The sequence below is a fragment of the Streptomyces sp. NPDC058751 genome, assembly GCF_042746485.1.
Classification (GTDB): domain Bacteria; phylum Actinomycetota; class Actinomycetes; order Streptomycetales; family Streptomycetaceae; genus Streptomyces.
In genome coordinates this window covers 25,578-43,580 of record NZ_JBHYPZ010000011.1, presented here as the reverse complement: position 1 = coordinate 43,580, position 18,003 = coordinate 25,578, and the positions used below count along the sequence as shown (strand labels likewise).

At 74.0% G+C, this 18,003-nt stretch carries 13 protein-coding genes and 2 tRNA genes; 12 read left to right on the top strand and 3 right to left on the bottom strand.

The window, feature by feature from the left end:
• Positions 1–254: 254 nt before the first annotated feature.
• The 7 genes from ACFW6B_RS12960 to ACFW6B_RS12930 all read left to right on the top strand — a co-directional run bounded on the left by ACFW6B_RS12960 (position 255) and on the right by ACFW6B_RS12930 (position 7,887).
• Entirely contained in the window at positions 255–1,439 is a 1,185-nt protein-coding gene (locus ACFW6B_RS12960) for an acyl-CoA dehydrogenase family protein (protein ID WP_386595098.1), read from the top strand.
• A complete protein-coding gene (locus ACFW6B_RS12955) occupies positions 1,436–2,476 on the top strand; it encodes a bifunctional MaoC family dehydratase N-terminal/OB-fold nucleic acid binding domain-containing protein (RefSeq protein WP_386595096.1) in 1,041 nt (346 codons plus the stop codon). The genes ACFW6B_RS12960 and ACFW6B_RS12955 overlap by 4 nt, the downstream gene beginning before the upstream one ends.
• A gap of 1 nt (position 2,477) precedes the next feature.
• A complete protein-coding gene (locus tag ACFW6B_RS12950; protein WP_386595093.1) occupies positions 2,478–3,536 on the top strand; it encodes an acyl-CoA dehydrogenase family protein in 1,059 nt (352 codons plus the stop codon).
• The gene (locus tag ACFW6B_RS12945) at positions 3,533–3,928 is read left to right on the top strand and encodes a MaoC family dehydratase (RefSeq protein ID WP_386595092.1); all 396 of its coding nucleotides are present in this window, start codon (positions 3,533–3,535) and stop codon (positions 3,926–3,928) included. The genes ACFW6B_RS12950 and ACFW6B_RS12945 overlap by 4 nt, the downstream gene beginning before the upstream one ends.
• A complete protein-coding gene (locus ACFW6B_RS12940) occupies positions 3,925–5,091 on the top strand; it encodes a lipid-transfer protein (protein WP_386595090.1) in 1,167 nt (388 codons plus the stop codon). Before ACFW6B_RS12945 ends, ACFW6B_RS12940 begins: the two co-directional genes overlap by 4 nt.
• A gap of 447 nt (positions 5,092–5,538) precedes the next feature.
• Positions 5,539–6,132, top strand: a complete 594-nt coding sequence (locus tag ACFW6B_RS12935) for a SigE family RNA polymerase sigma factor (RefSeq protein ID WP_386595088.1) — start codon at positions 5,539–5,541, stop codon at positions 6,130–6,132.
• 78 nt (positions 6,133–6,210) lie between these two features.
• On the top strand, positions 6,211–7,887 hold the full coding sequence (locus ACFW6B_RS12930; RefSeq protein WP_386595086.1) for a long-chain fatty acid--CoA ligase: 1,677 nt from the start codon (positions 6,211–6,213) through the stop codon (positions 7,885–7,887).
• 138 nt (positions 7,888–8,025) lie between these two features.
• Here the strand turns inward: ACFW6B_RS12930 and ACFW6B_RS12925 are convergent, their stop codons facing one another.
• Together ACFW6B_RS12925 and ACFW6B_RS12920 are read right to left on the bottom strand one after the other, a co-directional pair.
• Positions 8,026–12,276 carry a PAS domain-containing protein gene (locus ACFW6B_RS12925; RefSeq protein ID WP_386595084.1) on the bottom strand — a complete coding sequence of 1,417 codons (4,251 nt, stop codon included), beginning with the start codon at positions 12,274–12,276 and terminating at the stop codon, positions 8,026–8,028.
• A 305-nt stretch (positions 12,277–12,581) separates the two neighbouring features.
• The gene (locus ACFW6B_RS12920) at positions 12,582–13,172 is read right to left on the bottom strand and encodes an SSI family serine proteinase inhibitor (protein ID WP_386595081.1); all 591 of its coding nucleotides are present in this window, start codon (positions 13,170–13,172) and stop codon (positions 12,582–12,584) included.
• 157 nt (positions 13,173–13,329) lie between these two features.
• Here ACFW6B_RS12920 and ACFW6B_RS12915 point away from each other — a divergent pair.
• Together ACFW6B_RS12915 and ACFW6B_RS12910 are read left to right on the top strand one after the other, a co-directional pair.
• Positions 13,330–13,420, top strand: a tRNA-Ser gene (locus tag ACFW6B_RS12915).
• 239 nt (positions 13,421–13,659) lie between these two features.
• Positions 13,660–13,732, top strand: a tRNA-Arg gene (locus tag ACFW6B_RS12910).
• A gap of 125 nt (positions 13,733–13,857) precedes the next feature.
• On the opposite strand, the gene ACFW6B_RS12905 is transcribed toward ACFW6B_RS12910, so the two are convergent.
• Positions 13,858–15,399, bottom strand: a complete 1,542-nt coding sequence (locus ACFW6B_RS12905; protein ID WP_386595079.1) for a helix-turn-helix domain-containing protein — start codon at positions 15,397–15,399, stop codon at positions 13,858–13,860.
• 263 nt (positions 15,400–15,662) lie between these two features.
• On the opposite strand from ACFW6B_RS12905, the gene ACFW6B_RS12900 reads away from it, so the two are divergent.
• The 3 genes from ACFW6B_RS12900 (at position 15,663) to ACFW6B_RS12890 (ending at position 17,953) form a co-directional block, all read left to right on the top strand.
• On the top strand, positions 15,663–16,559 hold the full coding sequence (locus tag ACFW6B_RS12900) for a DUF2797 domain-containing protein (RefSeq protein ID WP_386595077.1): 897 nt from the start codon (positions 15,663–15,665) through the stop codon (positions 16,557–16,559).
• A gap of 136 nt (positions 16,560–16,695) precedes the next feature.
• On the top strand, positions 16,696–17,046 hold the full coding sequence (locus tag ACFW6B_RS12895) for an antibiotic biosynthesis monooxygenase family protein (RefSeq protein WP_386595076.1): 351 nt from the start codon (positions 16,696–16,698) through the stop codon (positions 17,044–17,046).
• A complete protein-coding gene (locus ACFW6B_RS12890) occupies positions 17,021–17,953 on the top strand; it encodes an amidohydrolase family protein (protein WP_386595074.1) in 933 nt (310 codons plus the stop codon). The genes ACFW6B_RS12895 and ACFW6B_RS12890 overlap by 26 nt, the downstream gene beginning before the upstream one ends.
• The last annotated feature ends 50 nt before the right edge of the window (positions 17,954–18,003 follow it).

The window sequence follows — 18,003 nt, the reverse complement described above, 5'->3', positions numbered from 1 at the left end:
TCCATAATCGTACGGGTGTTCGGGAAAAGGAAGGGCTCCCGACCTCCCCGAATCCTTCGGACCCCCTGACCCCCCGGACTCCCCGGACTCCCCGGATTTTCCGGTCCCCGGCCCGCGGGGCGGGACGGGTGCCGCGGTGCCCGCGCCGACGGTCGGCGCCCGCCCCGTGGCGGGGTCCACGACCTTGACAGGTGACGGTATCTGACGGACAGTCAGAAAACCTTGTTCGTACGAGGTCCGGGAGGGCCGCCGTCGTGCACCTCGCCCCCACCGAGCGCCAGCAGCGGCTGCGCGCCGAACTGCGCACGTACTTCCGGGACCTGATGCCGGACGGGCCGCCGCCCCCCGACGACCCCGCCCGGCAGCGGGAGCTGCTGCGCCGCATCGGCGCCGACGGTCTGCTCGGACTCGGCTGGCCGGCCGAGTACGGCGGGCAGGGGCGCGGAGCGGACGAGCAGTTCGTCTTCTTCGACGAGGCCTACCGGGCAGGCGCCCCCGTCTCGATGGTCACGCTGAACACCGTCGGACCGACCCTCATGAAGTACGGCAGCCGGGAACAGAGGGAGTTCTTCCTGCCGCGCATCCTGAAGGGCGACCTCGTCTTCGCCATCGGGTACTCGGAGCCGTCGGCCGGTACGGACCTCGCCGCCCTGCGCACCCGCGCCGTCCGGGAGGCCGGGGAGGGCGGCGACGGGGGAGGGTCCTGGCGGATCGACGGCCAGAAGGTCTTCACGTCCAACGCCCAGAACGCCGACTGGATCTGGCTCGCCTGCCGGACCGACCCGGACGCGCCCAGGCACCGGGGCATCTCGATCCTGCTCGTGCCCACCGACGCCCCCGGGTTCTCGTGGACACCGATCGAGACCGTGGGCGGCCAGACCACCACGGCCACCTACTACGACGGGATCCGCGTCCCGGCCGGGAACCTGGTCGGGGAGGAGAACGGCGGCTGGGCGCTCGTCACCAGCCAGCTCAACCACGAGCGGGTCGCCCTCGCCGCGACCGGCATGCAGGCCGAGGACTTCTACGCGGCCGCCCTGGAGGCGGCCCGCACCCCCGATCCGGTGACCGGGCGGCGCGCGGCCGACGAGCCGTGGGTGCGCTTCCAGCTCGCCGAGGTGCACGCCCGGCTGGCGGCGTCACGCCTGCTCAACTGGCGTCTGGTGGGGGACGTGGGAGCCGGCGGGCCGGCGCCCGGGGACGCGAGCGGAGTGAAGGTCATGGGGACCGAGTCCGCGGTCGCGGTGTACCGGATGTGCCAGCACGTCGTGGGACCGCGGGCCCTGGTCCGGGCGGGTTCTCCGGGGGAGTTCGGGGGCGGCGGACTGGAGCGGATGAACAGGGCGGCCCAGATCAACACGTTCGGGGGCGGGGTGAGCGAGGTGCAGCGGGAGATCGTCGCGACGATGCGGCTCGGCATGCGGCGGGGGCGGCGGTGAACGGCCGGGGAGCGGGCGACACGGGCCCCGCGACGGGCGGCGGCGCCGGGTCCGAAGGGGCCGCCCGGGAGGGCGTCGCGCCGGACGGGGACGGGCTGTCGGCGCGGCTGAAGGAGTACGAGGGGCGAGCGGCCACCGCCGGGGGCGTCGGCAGGGATCCGGTCAACGCGCCGATGATCCGGCACTGGTGCGAGGCCATGGGCGACACCAACCCGGCGTACACGGGACCGGACGCGATCGCCCCGCCCACCATGCTCCAGGCGTGGACGATGAGCGGCCTCTCCGGGCACGCCGACCGGCCCGGCCGCTCCACGACCTACGACGAGCTGTTCGCCCTGCTCGACGGCGCCGGATACACCTCGATCGTCGCCACCGACTGCGAACAGGAGTACCTGCGGCCGCTGCGCCCCGGGGACGAGGTCACCTTCGACTCGATGATCGAGTCGGTGTCCGGACGCAAGACGACCAAGCTGGGCACGGGCTACTTCGTCACCACCCGGATGGACATCCGGGCGTGCGGCGAACTCGCAGGGACGCACCGGTTCCGCATCCTCAAGTACGCCCCGGCTCGACGGACTCCGAAGAACGCGGGGCCGGGGACCGCGGAGCCGGGCGCCAGGCGTCCGCGCCCGGTGGTCAACCGGGACAACGCGGGGTTCTGGGAGGGCGTCGGAGCGCGCCGGCTGCTGATCCAGCGCTGCACGGCGTGCGGGACGCTGCGCTTCCCGTGGCTGCCGGGCTGCGGGGCGTGCGGCGGCCCGGACTGGGACACGGTCGAGTCGGGCGGCGAGGGGACCGTGTACTCGTACGTCGTCATGCACCACCCGCCGTTCCCGGCGTTCGACCCTCCCTACGCCGTCGCGCTGGTCGAGCTCGCCGAGGGCGTGCGGATCGTGAGCAACGTGGTGGGGGTGCCCTGCGACGAGGTGCGGATCGGGATGCCGGTGCGGCTCGAGTTCCGGCGGTACGACGAGGAGCTGGTGCTGCCCGTCTTCCGGGCCGCCGCTGCCGCCGCGGTGCCGGGCGAGGTGAGCTGACATGGACTTCACGCCCACCGAGGAGCAGGCGGCCGCCGTGGACCTGGCCGCGCGGATCCTCGGCGACCACTCCACCCACGAACGCCTCACCGCGGCCGGTACGGGCAGTGACGCCGGACTGTGGAAGGAACTGTGCGCCGCCGGGCTGGTGGGGGCGGTCGCGGACACCGGGCTCCTCGGGCTCGTCCTGCTGCTGGAGGAGCAGGGGCGCGTCACGGCCCAGGTGCCGTTCGCCGCGAGCTGTGTGTACGGGCTGCTCGCGGTGGCGGCGCACGGCTCGCCGGAGCAGCGCGAGCGGCTGCTGCCGGGGATCGCCGACGGGACGGTGGTGGTGACCGGCGCGATATCGGGCGCGCAGGCCCTGTCGGCCTCCCCGCCCCCCTCCGCCTCCCCCGCCGTCTCCGGGACGCTGACCGGTGTCCTTCCCGCCGTGCCGTGGCTGCGCGACGCCACCCACGTGCTCGTCGCCGACGAGCGGCGCGGGCTCTGGCTGGTCCGCGTGGCGGAGGCGGCGGCGAGCGAGCCGGTCGAGCTCACGGCACCCTGGTCGGCGGGGCGGCTGACGCTGGAGGGGACGCCGGGGGAGGCGCTGGGCGCCGCGGGCGCGTACGACGACCTGCTGGCGACGGCCCGTACCGCCTTCGCCGGACTCCAGGCGGGGGTGTGCGCGGGTTCGCTGGCGCGGGCGGTGGAGCACACGAACACACGCGAGCAGTTCGGGCAGCCGCTCGCCGCCCGGCAGGGCGTCCAGCTGCGGGCCGCCGACGCCTACATGGACACCGAGGCGATACGGGTGACGGCGTACGAGGCGGCGTGGCGGCGCGACGAGGGGCTGCCGTACGCGGCGCACGCCCTCACGGCCGCCTGGTGGGCGTCCGAGGCGGGCCGACGGGTGGTGCACACGGGCCAGCATCTGCACGGAGGGGCGGGCGCCGACCTCGGGCACCCCGTGCACCGGCACTTCCTGTGGGGCAGGCAACTGGACGCATATCTCGGCTGCGGGGGCGAACTGCTCCAGGAGCTCGGGGAGTTGATCGCGAACGGGGAGGTGGGGACATGAGGGTGGGAGACGTGCTGCCGCCGCTGGAGATCGAGATCACCCGCACGCTGATCGTGGCCGGGGCGATCGCCTCACGGGACTACCAGGACGTCCATCACGACGCGGACCTGGCGCGGGCGAAGGGATCGCCGGACATCTTCATGAACATCCTGACGACCAACGGCCTGGTCGGACGGTACGTGACCGACCACTTCGGCCCGGCCGCCGTGCTGCGCGGGGTGGCGATACGGCTGGGCGCCCCCAACCACCCCGGGGACACCATGGTGTTGACCGGCTCCGTCGAGGAGGTCGACGGCGACACGGCGACCGTCAGGATCCTCGGCGCCAACGGCATCGGCCGGCATGTCATGGGCACAGTGACGGTGACCGTCCCGGCAGGCGGTGCCGCATGAGTGTGCGCAAGCAGGACAGCCTCGGCGGGCGGGCGGCGGTCGTGGGCGCCGGGGCCACCGAGTTCTCCAAGGACTCGGGGCGCAGCGAGCTGCGGCTGGCGGTGGAGGCGGTGCGGGCCGCGCTCGACGACGCGGGGCTGACGCCCGGGGACGTGGACGGCCTCGTGACGTTCACGATGGACACCAGCCCGGAGATCACCGTCGCGCAGGCGGCCGGGATCGGGGAGCTGTCGTTCTTCTCGCGCGTCCACTACGGCGGCGGGGCGGCGTGCGCGACCGTCCAGCAGGCGGCGCTCGCCGTCGCCGCCGGCGTGGCCGAGGTGGTGGTCTGCTACCGGGCGTTCAACGAACGGTCGGGCCGCAGGTTCGGCTCGGGCGTACAGCGGCGGGAGCCGTCCGCGGAGGGCGCGGCGCTCGGCTGGTCCCTGCCGTTCGGGCTGCTCACCCCGGCCTCCTGGGTGGCGATGGCGGCCCGGCGGTATCTGCACGCCCACGGACTGACGCCGGAGGCGTTCGGCCATGTCGCGGTGACGGACCGGAAGTACGCGGCGACCAACCCGGCCGCGTACTTCCACGGCAGACCGATCACCCTCGCCGACCACGCGGCCTCGCGCTGGATCGTGGAGCCGCTGCGGCTGCTGGACTGCTGCCAGGAGACGGACGGCGGCCAGGCGCTCGTGGTCACCTCCGTGGAGCGGGCCCGCGACCTGCCGCACCCCCCGGCGGTGATCACGGCCGCCGCGCAGGGCGCGGGACGGGCCCAGGAGCAGATGACCAGCTTCTACAGGGACGACCTGACCGGGCTCCCGGAGATGGGCGTGGTGGCCAGGCAGCTGTGGAGGACGGCGGGAATGGGCCCGGCGGACATCGACGTGGGAATCCTGTACGACCACTTCACGCCGTTCGTGCTGATGCAGCTGGAGGAGTTCGGCTTCTGCAAGCCGGGGGAGGCCGCGGACTTCGTCGCCGAGGAGAGGCTGCCGCTGAACACGCACGGGGGGCAGCTCGGGGAGGCGTACCTGCACGGGATGAACGGGATCGCGGAGGGCGTACGGCAACTGCGGGGCACGTCCGTGAACCAGATACCGGGCGCCTCCCACGTGCTGGTGACCGCGGGAACCGGGGTCCCGACATCGGGCCTGATCCTCGGAGCCGATGCCTGAGACCACCGCCACCCCGACGCACCCGCAGTCGGTATCCGGCGCGAGGGGCCGTGCCGGTACACCGATGTCCGCCGCCACCCCGACGCACCCGCAGTCGGTATCCGGCGCGAGGGGCCGTGCCGGTACACCGATGTCCGCCGCCACCCCGACGCACCCGCACCCGGCGACGCGCGGGAGGGGCCGTGCCGGTACATCGATGCCCGTCGCCACCGACGCCCGCATCTCCGTCCAACGGCGACGGGCTGATGCACCGGCACGGCCCCGACCCACCCACCGGACGGGAACCGCACCCGGCGGCCGTCTCTCAGGGGTGAACCCTCAGACCCGGTGACCCGCTTGTCCACCTTCAGGAGGTGGGACCGGCACCGCTTCTACAACCTGAGGCGGACACCGCTTCGGGACCTGCGGCCGATCCGCCGCACGAGGGGGCGAACCTAGCGTGGAGCCATGACCACACTCGTCTGCCCGAGCGCCTCGAACGCCGCCACCGGGGCGGCACGGACCCTTTCGTACCCGTCGTTCTCGTCGTACGTGAAGGCGCGGCAGCCGGTGCTGCTGCGTACCGCCCGGTCGCTCACCGCGAACCCGAGCGACGCGGAGGACCTGCTGCAGACGGCGCTGACGAAGACGTACGTCGCCTGGGACCGGATCGAGGACCACCGGGCGCTGGACGGCTATGTGCGGCGCGCCCTGCTGAACACGCGGACGTCGCAGTGGCGCAAGCGCAAGGTCGACGAGTTCGTCTGCGAGGAGCTGCCGGAGCCCGAGGGGCTCCCCGCCCCCGACCCCGCGGAGCAGCAGGCACTGCACGACGCGATGTGGCGGGCGATCACCAAGCTGCCGGCGCGGCAGCGGGCGATGGTGGTGCTGCGCTACTACGAGGACCTGAGCGAGGCCCAGACGGCGGAGGTCCTCGGGGTCTCCGTCGGCACGGTCAAGTCGGCGGTCTCCCGTGCGCTGGGCAAACTGCGCGAGGACCCCGAGCTGATACCCGTCCGCCAGGAAGGCCCCCGTTCCGGGGCCGAGCGTGCCCTGCGGTGATCGATCATTCCGGGGCCTAGTGACATACCACGCGGTATGTGCGCAGAATCAGCGCAACCCATTACTACCGCGTAGGCAATGTCGCCCCGGGAGGACGCCGTGCTGAGCACGATGCAGGACGTACCGCTGACTGTGACCCGCATTCTGGAACACGGGGCGCTGGTGCACGGAGGGTCGCAGATCACGACCTGGACGGGCGAGGGCGAACCGCACCGCCGCAGCTTCCGCGAGGCCGGGCGGCGCGCGAACCAGCTCGCCCACGCCCTGCGCGACGACCTCGGGGTGACGGGCGACGAGCGCGTGGCGACCCTGATGTGGAACAACGCCGAGCACGTCGAGGCGTACTACGCGATCCCCTCCATGGGCGCCGTGCTGCACACCCTGAACCTCCGCCTCCCGGCGGAGCAGCTCGTCTTCATCGTCAACCACGCGGCCGACCGCGTGGTCATCGCCAACGGTTCGCTGCTCCCGCTGCTCGCACCGCTCCTCCCCCACCTCCCGACGGTGGAGCACGTGGTGGTCTCCGGCCCCGGCGACCGTTCCGCGCTCGACGGGACGGGCGTGCGGGTGCACGACTACGAGGAGCTGCTCGCCGGCAAGCCGGACGTCTTCGACTGGCCGGAGATCGACGAGCGGCAGGCCGCGGCCATGTGCTACACCTCCGGGACCACCGGGGACCCCAAGGGCGTCGTCTACTCCCACCGTTCGATCTACCTGCACTCCATGCAGGTGAACATGGCCGAGTCGATGGGGCTCACCGACTGCGACACGACCCTCGTCGTGGTCCCGCAGTTCCACGTCAACGCCTGGGGCCTGCCGCACGCGACCTTCATGTCGGGCATCAACATGCTGATGCCGGACCGCTTCCTCCAGCCCGCGCCGCTCGCCGAGATGATCGAGAGCGAGCGGCCCACGCACGCCGCCGCCGTCCCGACGATCTGGCAGGGACTGCTCGCCGAGCTGACCGCCAAGCCCCGTGACGTCTCCTCCCTGACCCAGGTGACGATCGGCGGCTCGGCCTGTCCGCCCTCGCTCATGGCCGCCTTCGACGCCCTGGGCATGCGGGTCAACCACGCCTGGGGCATGACCGAGACCTCCCCGCTCGGCACCGTCGCCCGCCCGCCGGCCCACGCGGTGGGCACGGAGGAGGAGTTCGCCTACCGCCTCACCCAGGGCCGTTTCCCGGTCGGCGTCGAGGCCCGGCTCACCGGCCCCGGCGGCGAACGGCTCCCGTGGGACGGCGAGTCCGCGGGCGAACTGGAGGTCCGGGGCCCCTGGATCGCCGGCGCCTACTACGGCGGCAACGACGGGGAACCGCTGCGCCCCGCCGACAAGTTCAGCGAGGACGGCTGGCTGAAGACCGGCGACGTCGGCACGATCAGCGCGGACGGCTTCCTGACCCTCACCGACCGCGCCAAGGACGTCATCAAGTCGGGCGGCGAGTGGATCTCCTCGGTCGACCTGGAGAACGCCCTCATGGCCCACCCGGACGTGGCCGAGGCCGCGGTCGTGGCCGTCCCCGACGAGAAGTGGGGCGAGCGCCCGCTGGCCACCGTCGTCCTGAAGGAGGGCTCCACCGCGGACTTCGAGAGCCTGCGCGCCTTCCTCGCGGAGGAGGGCAAGATCGCCAAGTGGCAGCTCCCCGAGCGCTGGTCGCTCGTCGAGGCCGTCCCGAAGACGAGCGTCGGCAAGTTCGACAAGAAGGTGATCCGCAAGCGGTACGCCGAGGGCGGCCTGGACGTGACCAAGCTCTGACCCGCGGGACCTGAACGACATGTGCCGGGCGGGGGACCCCAGGGTCCCCCGCCCGGCACACACGCGTTTCACGCCGGTACGGGCACGGGGCCGCACCGCCCGGCCCGACAGGACCCGGAGCGCCCGGCCCGGCAGGCCCTAGTTGGTGCCGATGCGGGCCAGGAGGTCGACGATCCGCTCCTGGACCTCGTCGCTCGTCGAGCGTTCGGCGAGGAACAGCACCGACTCCCCCGCGGCCAGCCGCGGCAGTTCGGACGCGTCGACGGCGGCGGTGTAGACGACGAGCGGCGTGCGGTTCAACTGCCCGTTCGCACGCAGCCAGTCCACGATCCCGGCCTGTCGGCGCCGTACCTGCATCAGGTCCATCACCACGAGGTTCGGCCGCATCTGCGCGGCCAGGGTCACCGCGTCCTCGTCCGTCGAGGCGCGCGCGACCTGCATCCCGCGCCGCTCCAGCGTCGCCGTCAGCGCGAGCGCGATCTCCGCGTGCTCCTCGATGAGCAGTACGCGCGGCGGGTGCTGCTCGGAGTCGCGCGGCGCGAGCGCCTTCAGGAGCACGGCGGGGTCGGCGCCGTACGCCTCCTCGCGCGTCGCCTGTCCGAGGCCGGCCGTCACCAGGACGGGAACCTCGGCCGCCACGGCGGCCTGGCGCAGCGACTGCAGCGCCGTGCGGGTGATCGGCCCGGTCAGCGGGTCGACGAACAGCGCGGCGGGGAACGCGGCGATCTGCGCGTCGACCTCCTCGCGCGAGTTCACGACGACCGGCCGGTAGCCGCGGTCGCTCAGCGCCTGCTGGGTGCCGGCGTCGGGCGCCGGCCACACGAGCAGCCGCCGCGGGTTGTCCAGGGGCTCCGGGGGCAGCTCGTCGTCCACGGGCCGCAGCTGCGGCGGGTCGGCGACCTCGACGGCGCCACCGGGACCGTCGAGCGGCTCGGGACCCTCGGCGGCGTTCTCGTCGGGCGCGCCTATGGCGTAGGACCGTCCGGCGCCCTCGGTGGTGCCGGGCCGCCGGGGTCCTCCGGCGGGCTGGGCGGCCTGCGGAAGGGCGGGAGTGGCGGTCTCCGGGCGTTCGGCGGCGGGCTCGGGCGGAGTGCCGAGCTTGCGGCGGCGGCCCGCGCCGCTCGTCGCGTGCGGGGGAGGAGTCGCGGTCTGGACACCGCCGCCCGGCCGGTCCGCCGCGACCTGACGGGTGAACGGGACGCCCTGGCCGAGCGTGCGCACGCTTATGGCACGGCCCTGCGTCGAGTTGGGGTCGGCCGAGGGCGCCGTCTCGGCGGGCAGCGGCTGGGCCGTCCGCGCGGCCGGGCGCTCCGGGGGCAGCGGGGCGGGAGCCGCCCGGTCGGCCGGGGCCGCCGGGAGAGCGGGCTGCGCGCCGGCACCGGCGGTGTTCGCGTCGGGCCAGGGCTGCGCCGCCGGAACGGGCGCGGAACCCGGCTGCGCGACGACGGCGGGCAGGCCGGCGGGAACCGGCTGACCGGCGGGCGCGGCGACCCGGACGGCCTGCGGGGGGAGTCCCTGCGCGGGCACCGGCTGTCCGAGCGCGGGCACCGGCTGTCCGGGAACGGCCTGCGCGGGAAGTCCTTGCGCGGGCACGGCCTGTCCGGGGACGGCGGGAACGGGGACGGCCGGTGCGGGCAGCGCCTGCGCGGGGACAGGCTGTCCGGGGACGCCCTGGGCCGGGACCGGCTGTCCGGGGACGCCCGGTGCCGGGAGCGCCTGTGCGGGCGTGCCGGGCGCCGCCTCGGGAGCCGGCCCGGCGAGCTGACGGGCACGCCGACGGCCCGTCGGGGCGTCGGCCGGGTGCGGCTGCGGCGGGGTGTGATCGTCGTCGGGGTCGTGCCGCATCGCGTCGTGACGGCCGTCGGGCTGCTGCGCCAGCGCGACCTGGGCCTGCACCTGCGCCTGGGCCGCCTGGGCCGCCTGCGCCTGAGCGGCCTGGACCTCGGCGGCGTGGGCCTCGGCCGCCTGCGCCTGGGCGGCCTGCACCTGCGCCGCGGCCTGGACGTACTCCGGCGACTGGTCCGCCTCCGCCGGAGGCAGCGCGAACACCGTGCGGGCGCCCGTCTCCTGCGCGTCGGCACTCTCGGCCGCCGCGGCCAGCGCACGGCGGCGCCGCCCGGTCGGCCGGCCCGCCTCGTCGGTGGTGCCGTCGTTCTCCTCGGGACCGTTCTCCGGCGCCGCCGCGGAGGGTGCCGCCGGCAGCGCGTTCTGCTCGCCGTCACGGCGCGCGCGCCGCCCGGAGGGCACCGGCACCCCCTGAGGCGGCACCGTCCCGCCCAGGCCGGATCCCACGGCCGCGGTTCCCGCCCCGTGCTCGCCCGCCATCACGACCGCGCCCTCGGCCACCCCGTCGGGCGTGCCGACGGCGTCGCCCGTGCCCTCGGCGGGACTGGGCCGGCCACGGCGCCGCCCGCTACCGCCGGAGCCGCCCTCGTCGGCGTCGCCCGGCTGCTCCTGCGCGGGAACCGCCGGCTCGCCCGCCGCCTGCTCCTCCACGGCACGCCGACGACGGCGCCCGGTGGGAAGGGTCGCGCCGGCCGCCTCCAGGGCGTTCGGAGCGGACTCCCCCGACTCCTCGCCCTCCAGGAAGGCGTCTGTCGAGGCCCGCCGGGCCCGCCGCCGGCCACCGCTCTGCTGCGGGGCCTGCTGCAGGGCCTGTCGCGGGTCCTGCTCGGGAAGGGCGATCTCGGCGCCGACCGACGGAACGGCGTCGAGCGGAACCACGCCCGCCCCGCCCCCGATGGGCACCTCCAGGACGTACGCGCTGCCGCTCATCCCCGGCACCTCGTGCGTCTGGAGCACACCGCCGTGCGCGCGCACGATCCCGCGCACGATCGGCTCGTGCACCGGGTCTCCCCCGGCGTACGGACCGCGCACCTCGATGCGGACGACCTCGCCGCGCTGCGCCGCCGCCACGACGACCGTGTTGTCCATGTAACCGCCCGTCGACACCGGCGCGTTGCCGGTCGCGTCGACGCCCGCGACGTCCGCGACCAGGTGGGCGAGGGCGCGCGCGAGACGCTGCGGGTCCACCTCGGCCTCGATGGGCGGCGCGTGCACGGCGAACTGCACGCGTCCGGGACCGATCAGCTCCACGGCGCCCTCGACACCGGCCGCGACCACGGCGTCCAGCATCACGTTCGTACGGAAGAGCGTCTCCACGCCCGCGTCCAGCCGCTGGTAGCCGAGGACGTTGTCGACGAGCGTCGTGATCCGCGAGTAGCCGGCCGAGAGGTGGTGGAGCACCTGGTTGGCCTCCGGCCAGAGCTGCCCCGCGTCGTCGGCGGCCAGCTTGGCGAGTTCGCCGCGGAGCTGGTCGAGGGGGCCGCGCAGGGAGTGGCCGAGGACGGCGAGCAGCTGCTCGTGCCGGGCGGCCAGTGCCTCGTAGCGGTCCTTCTCCCGCTCGCCGAGCGCCGCGTACCGCTCCTCGCCGGAGGCGAGTTCCTCCTCGTGCCCCTCGGTCAGTTCGGCGAGCTCGGCGGTGTGCCGCTCCCGCAGCTCCTCCAGCTCGGCGGCGTGCTCCTCGCCTATCCGCTCCAGCTCCTCGGCGTGCCGGGCGGCGGCCGCTTCCTTCTCCTCGACCAGGGTGTCGTACGGGCGCCGGTCGGTGAAGGTCATGACGGCGCCGACGAGCTGGTCCCCGTCGCGCACCGGAGACGTCGTCAGGTCGACCGGAACCTTGTCCCCGGACTTCGACCACAGCACCTGCCCGCGCACCCGGTGCTTGCGCCCGGAGCGCAGCGTGTCGGCGAGCGGCGAATCCGAGTAGGGGAAGGGCTCGCCGTCCGCCCGCGAGTGCAGGACCAGGGTGTGCAGTTCCCTGCCGCCGAGATCGCTGGCCCGGTATCCGAGGATCTGGGCGGCGGCGGGGTTGACGAGGACGACCCGTCCGTCGGTGTCCGTCCCGACGACACCCTCGGCCGCCGCGCGCAGGATCATCTCGGTCTGGCGCTGCGAACGCGCGAGCTCGGCCTCGGTGTCGACGGTGCCCGACAGGTCGCGCACGACGAGCATCAGCAGTTCGTCGGGGGTGGGGCCGTGGTTGGCGTAGGCCTGCTGGCCGCTCTCCAGGTTCGCGCTGGTGACCTCGACCGGGAACTCCGAGCCGTCGGTCCGCCGCGCGACCATCCGGGTCGGCTTGGTGCGCCCGCGCTCGTCGGTGGTGTCGGGGCGCCGCATGGAGCCGGGGATCAGCCTGGAGTCGAACTCGGGGAGCAGATCGAGCAGCCCGCGGCCCACCAGGGCCGTGCCCGGGGCCTCGAAGGCCTCCAGGGCGATCGTGTTGGCGTTGACGACGGTCCCGTTGGTGTTGACCAGGACCAACGCATCCGGCAGCGCGTCCAGTATGGCTGCGAGGCGAGCAGCGCCTCGGGATGGCCTGCTGCTCACGAGACGCTTCCTCCCTGTTACCGCACCTTGCCGACCGCGGAGGCCATCTTGCCAACCGGCCCGCGGCGTGTCACGCGAGGGAGTCTACGGGCAGAGGTTGCGCTCGCGATGCCGGATGAGAGGGAGGTCGCACACATATGAGAGGCGGAAGCGGAGCAAAACCTGTGACCACGCATTTCACCGTACGGAACCGTGAGAGCACCGTGAGATCACTGTGACTCCACCGTGTCCTCGGCCCGCCCGGGCCGGGGCCGGACGGACGGGAACCGCCGGACGGGCTCTAGGGGGCGGGCGTCGGGCGGGACCTAGGAGCGGGCGCCGGGCAGGACGGGGACCAGGGCGTTCCAGCGCGAGATCTCGCAGCCGTTCGAGCGGTCGTAGCGCGCGTCGACGGGGCGCCCCGCCCAGGTCCCCGTGACCCGCGCGGTGGCCGGGCCCCCGTAGACCATCGTGCACAGGCTGTCCGGCGGCACCGGGGCGAAGGTGTCCTTGCCCCAGGTGGTCATCCGGTCCAGCCGGTCGCAGGCCTCCGCCGCACGGGTGTGGGTGCCGCCGGCGGGGTGGCACTCCAGCTCGAACGTTCCGTCCGCGCCGCCGCCCACGCCGTCCACGGTCACGGTCAGCCGGTCCGAGGAGTCGTCCGGACGGGCCGGCGGGGGCATGAGCGCCGGGAGGACGACTCCGCGCACGGCGGCGAGGGCCGGTGACGACGGCGGCCCGGCGGGGAACAGCGGCGACGTTCCGCCCGCGGACGCGGTGGAGGGGACGGACGGGGACACCAGGGGTACGGGGAGCGCGCCGGGGGCGTCGGCGGGGGTGCCGGCGACGGCGCCGGACACGGAGGAGAGCGCGGCGGTGGCGGACACGGCGGCGGCGAGGAGCAGTCGGCGCAACATGACCTGCCTAACGCGGAGCGACCCGTCCGGTTGCGTGTCCGGCGAGGCTTTGCAGTGCGGCGCATCTGCCTAGTACCGTGGGGGGCGATTGGTGACGCGGCACTCGCCTGTGTCATCATCTGCACGCACCACTCGCGCTTGCGTGAGGGGTTGTGCGGGAGGCGTCGCCTAGTCCGGTCTATGGCGCCGCACTGCTAATGCGGTTTGGGACTTCAATCCCATCGAGGGTTCAAATCCCTCCGCCTCCGCCCGAAGATCCGAAACCCCGGTCCACTGGACCGGGGTTTCGGCGTTCCAGGGGTCCGCGAGAGCTGCCGTGCGCGGTGGCGTCCAGGGCGACCGCGAGCACCCGGAACCGCGTTTTCCCAGCTCACAAGGGGTGAGGGGAATGGATTTCACATGGCGGCGGCAGTCATGTAATGTTCTTCCTGTCGCCGCGAGCGGGGGAAAAGCCCCGGGAGCGGAGACAAGAACAAAAACAGAACAAGCACTCGTAGCTTAACGGATAGAGCATCTGACTACGGATCAGAAGGTTGCAGGTTCGAATCCTGCCGAGTGCACACAGATCAAAGGCCCCGCCGGTTGAACCGGTGGGGCCTTTGGCGTGAGCGGGTGGGGCCAACCCCTCGGGAACCGTGAGCGGTTCGGTCGGGGCGGCGTTCGGGGCCGGAACGGAAAAGAGGGCTCAGTACCGCTGGGGGGCCTCCGGCATCCAGCGCCGGGGCGGGTCGGCGTACCGGTAGCGGGGGAGCCCGGTGACACCGGCGGTGCGGAAGGGACGGCCGTGGTCGTCGAGCCGGGTGGTGCCCGTGCGGCCCTGCGAGGACCAGTCGAGGTCGAGGTACCAGTCGCACGCGCAGTGCTCGGTCCGCGCCTTGATCAGCAGCACCTCCGGGTCCTCCACGGAGACCCGGTACGGGAGGCGCCTCGCCGGCAGGATCTTGTCCCCTCTGCGGCCGGGTACGGCCCGCGGGACGGGGGTGTGCGCGTCGAGGGCCACCGTGAAGGCCGTCGGCGTGATGCCCGGGCTGCAGCCCAGGGACGTGTCGTAGACGAAGGATCCGTCACCCGGGGGCGCGGCACGGCGCACGACGCGGACGTGCAGGGCCTCCAGGACGACGGCGGCCGAGGAACGCCCCTGGACCGCCACGCGGACGATCGTCTCCCCGCCGTGCGCCGCGTCCTGCGCGGTCGCCCACACCTCGGCGTCCTGGGCGGACGGGGGCGGGGGGACCTGTCCCGGGGGTTTTTCGATGACGTAGTCGTGGCTGCAGTCGTCCTTCCACACATGGGAGTTCACGGTCCAGGTGAACGGGACGACCGGGCTGGACGGCTGTGCCGAGGTGCCGGTGGGCGACACCGACGGACCGCGGCGCGACGACGCTCCGCTGCCGGGCGAACCGTGGGCCGGGGACCCCGGGAACGCGGAGAACGCCGCGAACCCCGCGGTGGTCAGGAGGAACGCGGTGCCCAGGACGGCCGACACGACGGCCGGGCGCCGCCGGTACCAGGCGCGGGGGGACCGCTCACGCGCGGTGCCGGGCGGTGCGACCGGGGCGACCGGCGCGGGCGTCGTGCCTGACGTGCCGGGCGCGTCCGCCGCCCCCGCCGCGTCCGGAGTGGGTTCCGCGAGGGGCGCCGGTCCGGCGAGGGGCGCGGAAGTCCCGCCGCGCTCTGCTGCGCGCCCCTTCGCGCGGCTGTCCGTGCCGCCGTCAGCTCCGCCGTCCGCTCCGCCGTCCGTGTCGTGCTCCGCGAGGCTGTCCGTGCGGCTTTCCGCGCCTGCGCTTCCGCCCGCGCCCCGTTCCGTGCTGTTGCCGGGGCCCCCGCCCGTGCCGTCCTCCGCGTTCCCCTCCGCACCGCTCTCCGCGGCACGTTCCGGTGCGTTCGGTTCGCCCCCGGACGTGCTCCCGGATGCACCCCCGGACGCGCCCTCGGCCGTCCGGCGCGGTCGGGCGGCCGTCGGGCGGGACCGTCGTCGCTCCGCGACCGCGAGGATCCACAGGCGGTGCAGCTCCACGCGCTCCTGGCGCGAGGCCCCGCACAGCGCCGCGAACCGCTCCACCACACCGAAGTCCAGCGGCACGGCCTCGCCCGCGCAATAGCGGTGCAGCGTGGAGGCGTTCATGTCGAGGCGCCGGGCCAGGGCCGCGTAGCTGCGATCCGTACGGGTCTTGAGGCGCGCCAGCAGCTCCGCGAACCTCGTCACGTCCTCGTCGGCCGCGGCCATGGCCCGAGCCCACCTCCGCTCGTGTCGGTCCGTCCCGTCCCGGGACGGGATTCCAGGCGATCCATGTCTTTGCACGTCAACAGCCCTGGGATGGTTCCACTGTTGTGGACACGACCGCAGTGGTCGCCGCGGTTTCCCAGGGCCGCCGATGCTCTTGGTGTCGCCCCCCAGCGGTACGGCCGCACCGGCCGACCTGTTCAGGGGAGCGCGGGCGACTCTGCCGGGGCCCTGCCCGTGTCGGTGGGAGGGCCTACTGTCGTCGTGTGCGGCGGGTGTGGGTGTGTTCGGGGGTGCGGTGGTCGGGGGACGGGGCCGTGCTGGTGTGGGGCGGGGGGCGGACGAGTCCGCTGGTCCGGGGGCGGCGGGTCGCGTTCGGTGTCGTGGACGGGGGTGTGCGGACATGCGTCGGGGCTCGGGGGAACGCGTGTCCGGTGCGGGCCGTCGTGTCACCGCGCGGCACGGGCGGGCGGTGCGAGGAGTGCGCGCGGCTGGACCGTGCGCACTTCGTCGCCGCCGACACGCTGGCCGATGACCCGCGGCCGTACCGCGTGTACCTCGCGTGGTTCGGGCCCGGCCTGGTCAAGGTGGGGATCACGCGGGTCGATCGGGGTTCCGTCCGGCTCATGGAGCAGGGCGCCGTCACCTTCAGCTGGCTGGGGCAGGGGCCGTTGATGGCCGCGCGCCGGGCCGAGGAACTGCTGCGGGCCGCGCTCGGGGTGCCGGACCGGATCCCGTACGCGGACAAGCGGGCGGTGCGGCCGGTGCTGCCGGGGCCCGGGGAGCGCGTCGCCGAGATCCGGGAACTGCACGAGCGGGCCGGGGGACTCGCCGGCTGGCCGGAGTCGCTCGCGCGGGCCCCCTTCGAGCCCGTGGACCACACGGAGCTGTTCGGGCTCGCCGGGCTCGGGCCCGTCCAGGTGGTCGTGCGCGAACTGGCCGCGGGAGGCTCCGTCGACGGCGAGCTGCTCGGTGCCGCGGGCCCCGACCTCCACCTCCTCACCGGACGGGGAGCCGTCGTCCTCGACACCCGGCTGATGACGGGGTGGGACCTGACCGGAGTCCGGGCCGCGGCTGCGGACGCGGATCCGGGCCCGGGGATCACCTTTCCCGTGAGGGAGCCGCCCGCGGCGGACACCGGGGTTCAGGACGGCCTGTTCTGAAGGGAGGGCGGGGGAGGGAGAGGGAGAGAGGGAGGGGGGCGTGCGGCGGGGCGGATGGTCAAGACTTCGATCCCTTTTGGATCCCGTTCGGAAAGGCGCTGGACGACGGGTGACGCCCGCAAGGAGAGTGGCGGACATGAGCGATCACCTTCCCGCGCCTGTCGCGGCCCACGAACCCCCCTACTACGCCGCCGTGTTCACCTCCGTACGGACGGAGGACGACGGCGGGTACGCGGAGACCGCCGAGCGGATGGACGAGCTGGTCAAGGAGATCCCGGGCTATCTGGGGATGGACTACGCGCGGACCCCGGGCGGACTGGCCATCAGCGTCGGGTACTTCCGGGACGAGGCCGCCATCAAGGAGTGGAGCGCGCACGCCGAGCACCGGGCGGCACAGCGGCGCGGCCGGGCCGACTGGTACGAGCGCTACACCCTGCACATCGCCAAGGTCGAGCGGAGCCATGGGTTCGAGCGTGCCGACGGCTGACCGGGAGGGCGCGACGGGCGAGGGCGTGCGGGACGAGGCGCGGGAGGTGCGGCGCTTCTGGGAAGGGCTCGGGCTGCCCGGGCTCGTCGACGTCCACACGCACTTCATGCCCGAGCGGGTGCTGCGCAAGGTGTGGGCCTACTTCGACGGGGTCGGTGAGCTCACCGGCGGCATCGAGTGGCCGATCGCCTACCGCGCGGACGAGGCCGAACGCCTGGCGCTGATCCGGGGGTTCGGGGTGCGCGCCTTCACGGCGATGCTCTACCCGCACAAGGCGGGCATGGCCGAGTGGCTCAACTCCTGGGCCGTCGACTTCGCCCGGCGCACCCCGGACTGCCTGCACACCTCGACCCTCTTCCCCGAGCCGGGCGTCGAGGGTTACGTGCGCGAGGCGGTGGAGGCCGGCGCGCGCGTCTTCAAGGCGCACGTGCAGGTGGGGGCGTACGACCCGGCGGACGAACTCCTCGACCCGGCCTGGGGACTGCTGGCCGAGGCGGGCGTCCCGGTGGTCATCCACTGCGGTTCGGGGCCCTCGCCCGGCAAGCACACCGGCCCGGGACCGGCCGCGGCCGTCCTTCGCCGGCATCCCCGGCTGCGGTTCGTCTTCGCGCACATGGGGATGCCCGAGTACGAGGACTTCCTCGGCCTCGCCGAGCGGTACGACGGGGTGCGGCTCGACACGACCATGGCGTTCACCGACTTCAGCGAGCGGCTCGCGCCGTTCCCGCCCGCACTGCTGCCCCGGCTCGCGGACCTCGGGGACCGGGTGCTCCTCGGCACGGACTTCCCCAACATCCCGTACCCGTACGTCCACCAGCTGCGCGCGCTGGAACGGCTCGGGCTGGGCGACGACTGGCTGCGGGCGGTCTGCTTCGGGAACGGAGCCCGTCTCTTCGGCCTCCGCTGACGCCGGCAAGGGAGTACCCAGGAGCTTCCTGAGAGGCACCTGTGCGTTTC

Bases quoted from the DNA above. Each gene is read 5' to 3' on its own strand.
- ACFW6B_RS12950 (WP_386595093.1), top strand. From the start codon at position 2,478: ATGGACTTCACGCCCACCGAGGAGCAGGCGGCCGCCGTGGACCTGGCC.
- ACFW6B_RS12945 (WP_386595092.1), top strand. From the start codon at position 3,533: ATGAGGGTGGGAGACGTGCTGCCGCCGCTGGAGATCGAGATCACCCGC.
- ACFW6B_RS12940 (WP_386595090.1), top strand. From the start codon at position 3,925: ATGAGTGTGCGCAAGCAGGACAGCCTCGGCGGGCGGGCGGCGGTCGTG.
- ACFW6B_RS12935 (WP_386595088.1), top strand. From the start codon at position 5,539: ATGACCACACTCGTCTGCCCGAGCGCCTCGAACGCCGCCACCGGGGCG.
- ACFW6B_RS12930 (WP_386595086.1), top strand. From the start codon at position 6,211: ATGTCGCCCCGGGAGGACGCCGTGCTGAGCACGATGCAGGACGTACCG.
- ACFW6B_RS12920 (WP_386595081.1), bottom strand. From the start codon at position 13,172: ATGTTGCGCCGACTGCTCCTCGCCGCCGCCGTGTCCGCCACCGCCGCG.
- ACFW6B_RS12905 (WP_386595079.1), bottom strand. From the start codon at position 15,399: ATGGCCGCGGCCGACGAGGACGTGACGAGGTTCGCGGAGCTGCTGGCG.
- ACFW6B_RS12895 (WP_386595076.1), top strand. From the start codon at position 16,696: ATGAGCGATCACCTTCCCGCGCCTGTCGCGGCCCACGAACCCCCCTAC.
- ACFW6B_RS12890 (WP_386595074.1), top strand. From the start codon at position 17,021: ATGGGTTCGAGCGTGCCGACGGCTGACCGGGAGGGCGCGACGGGCGAG.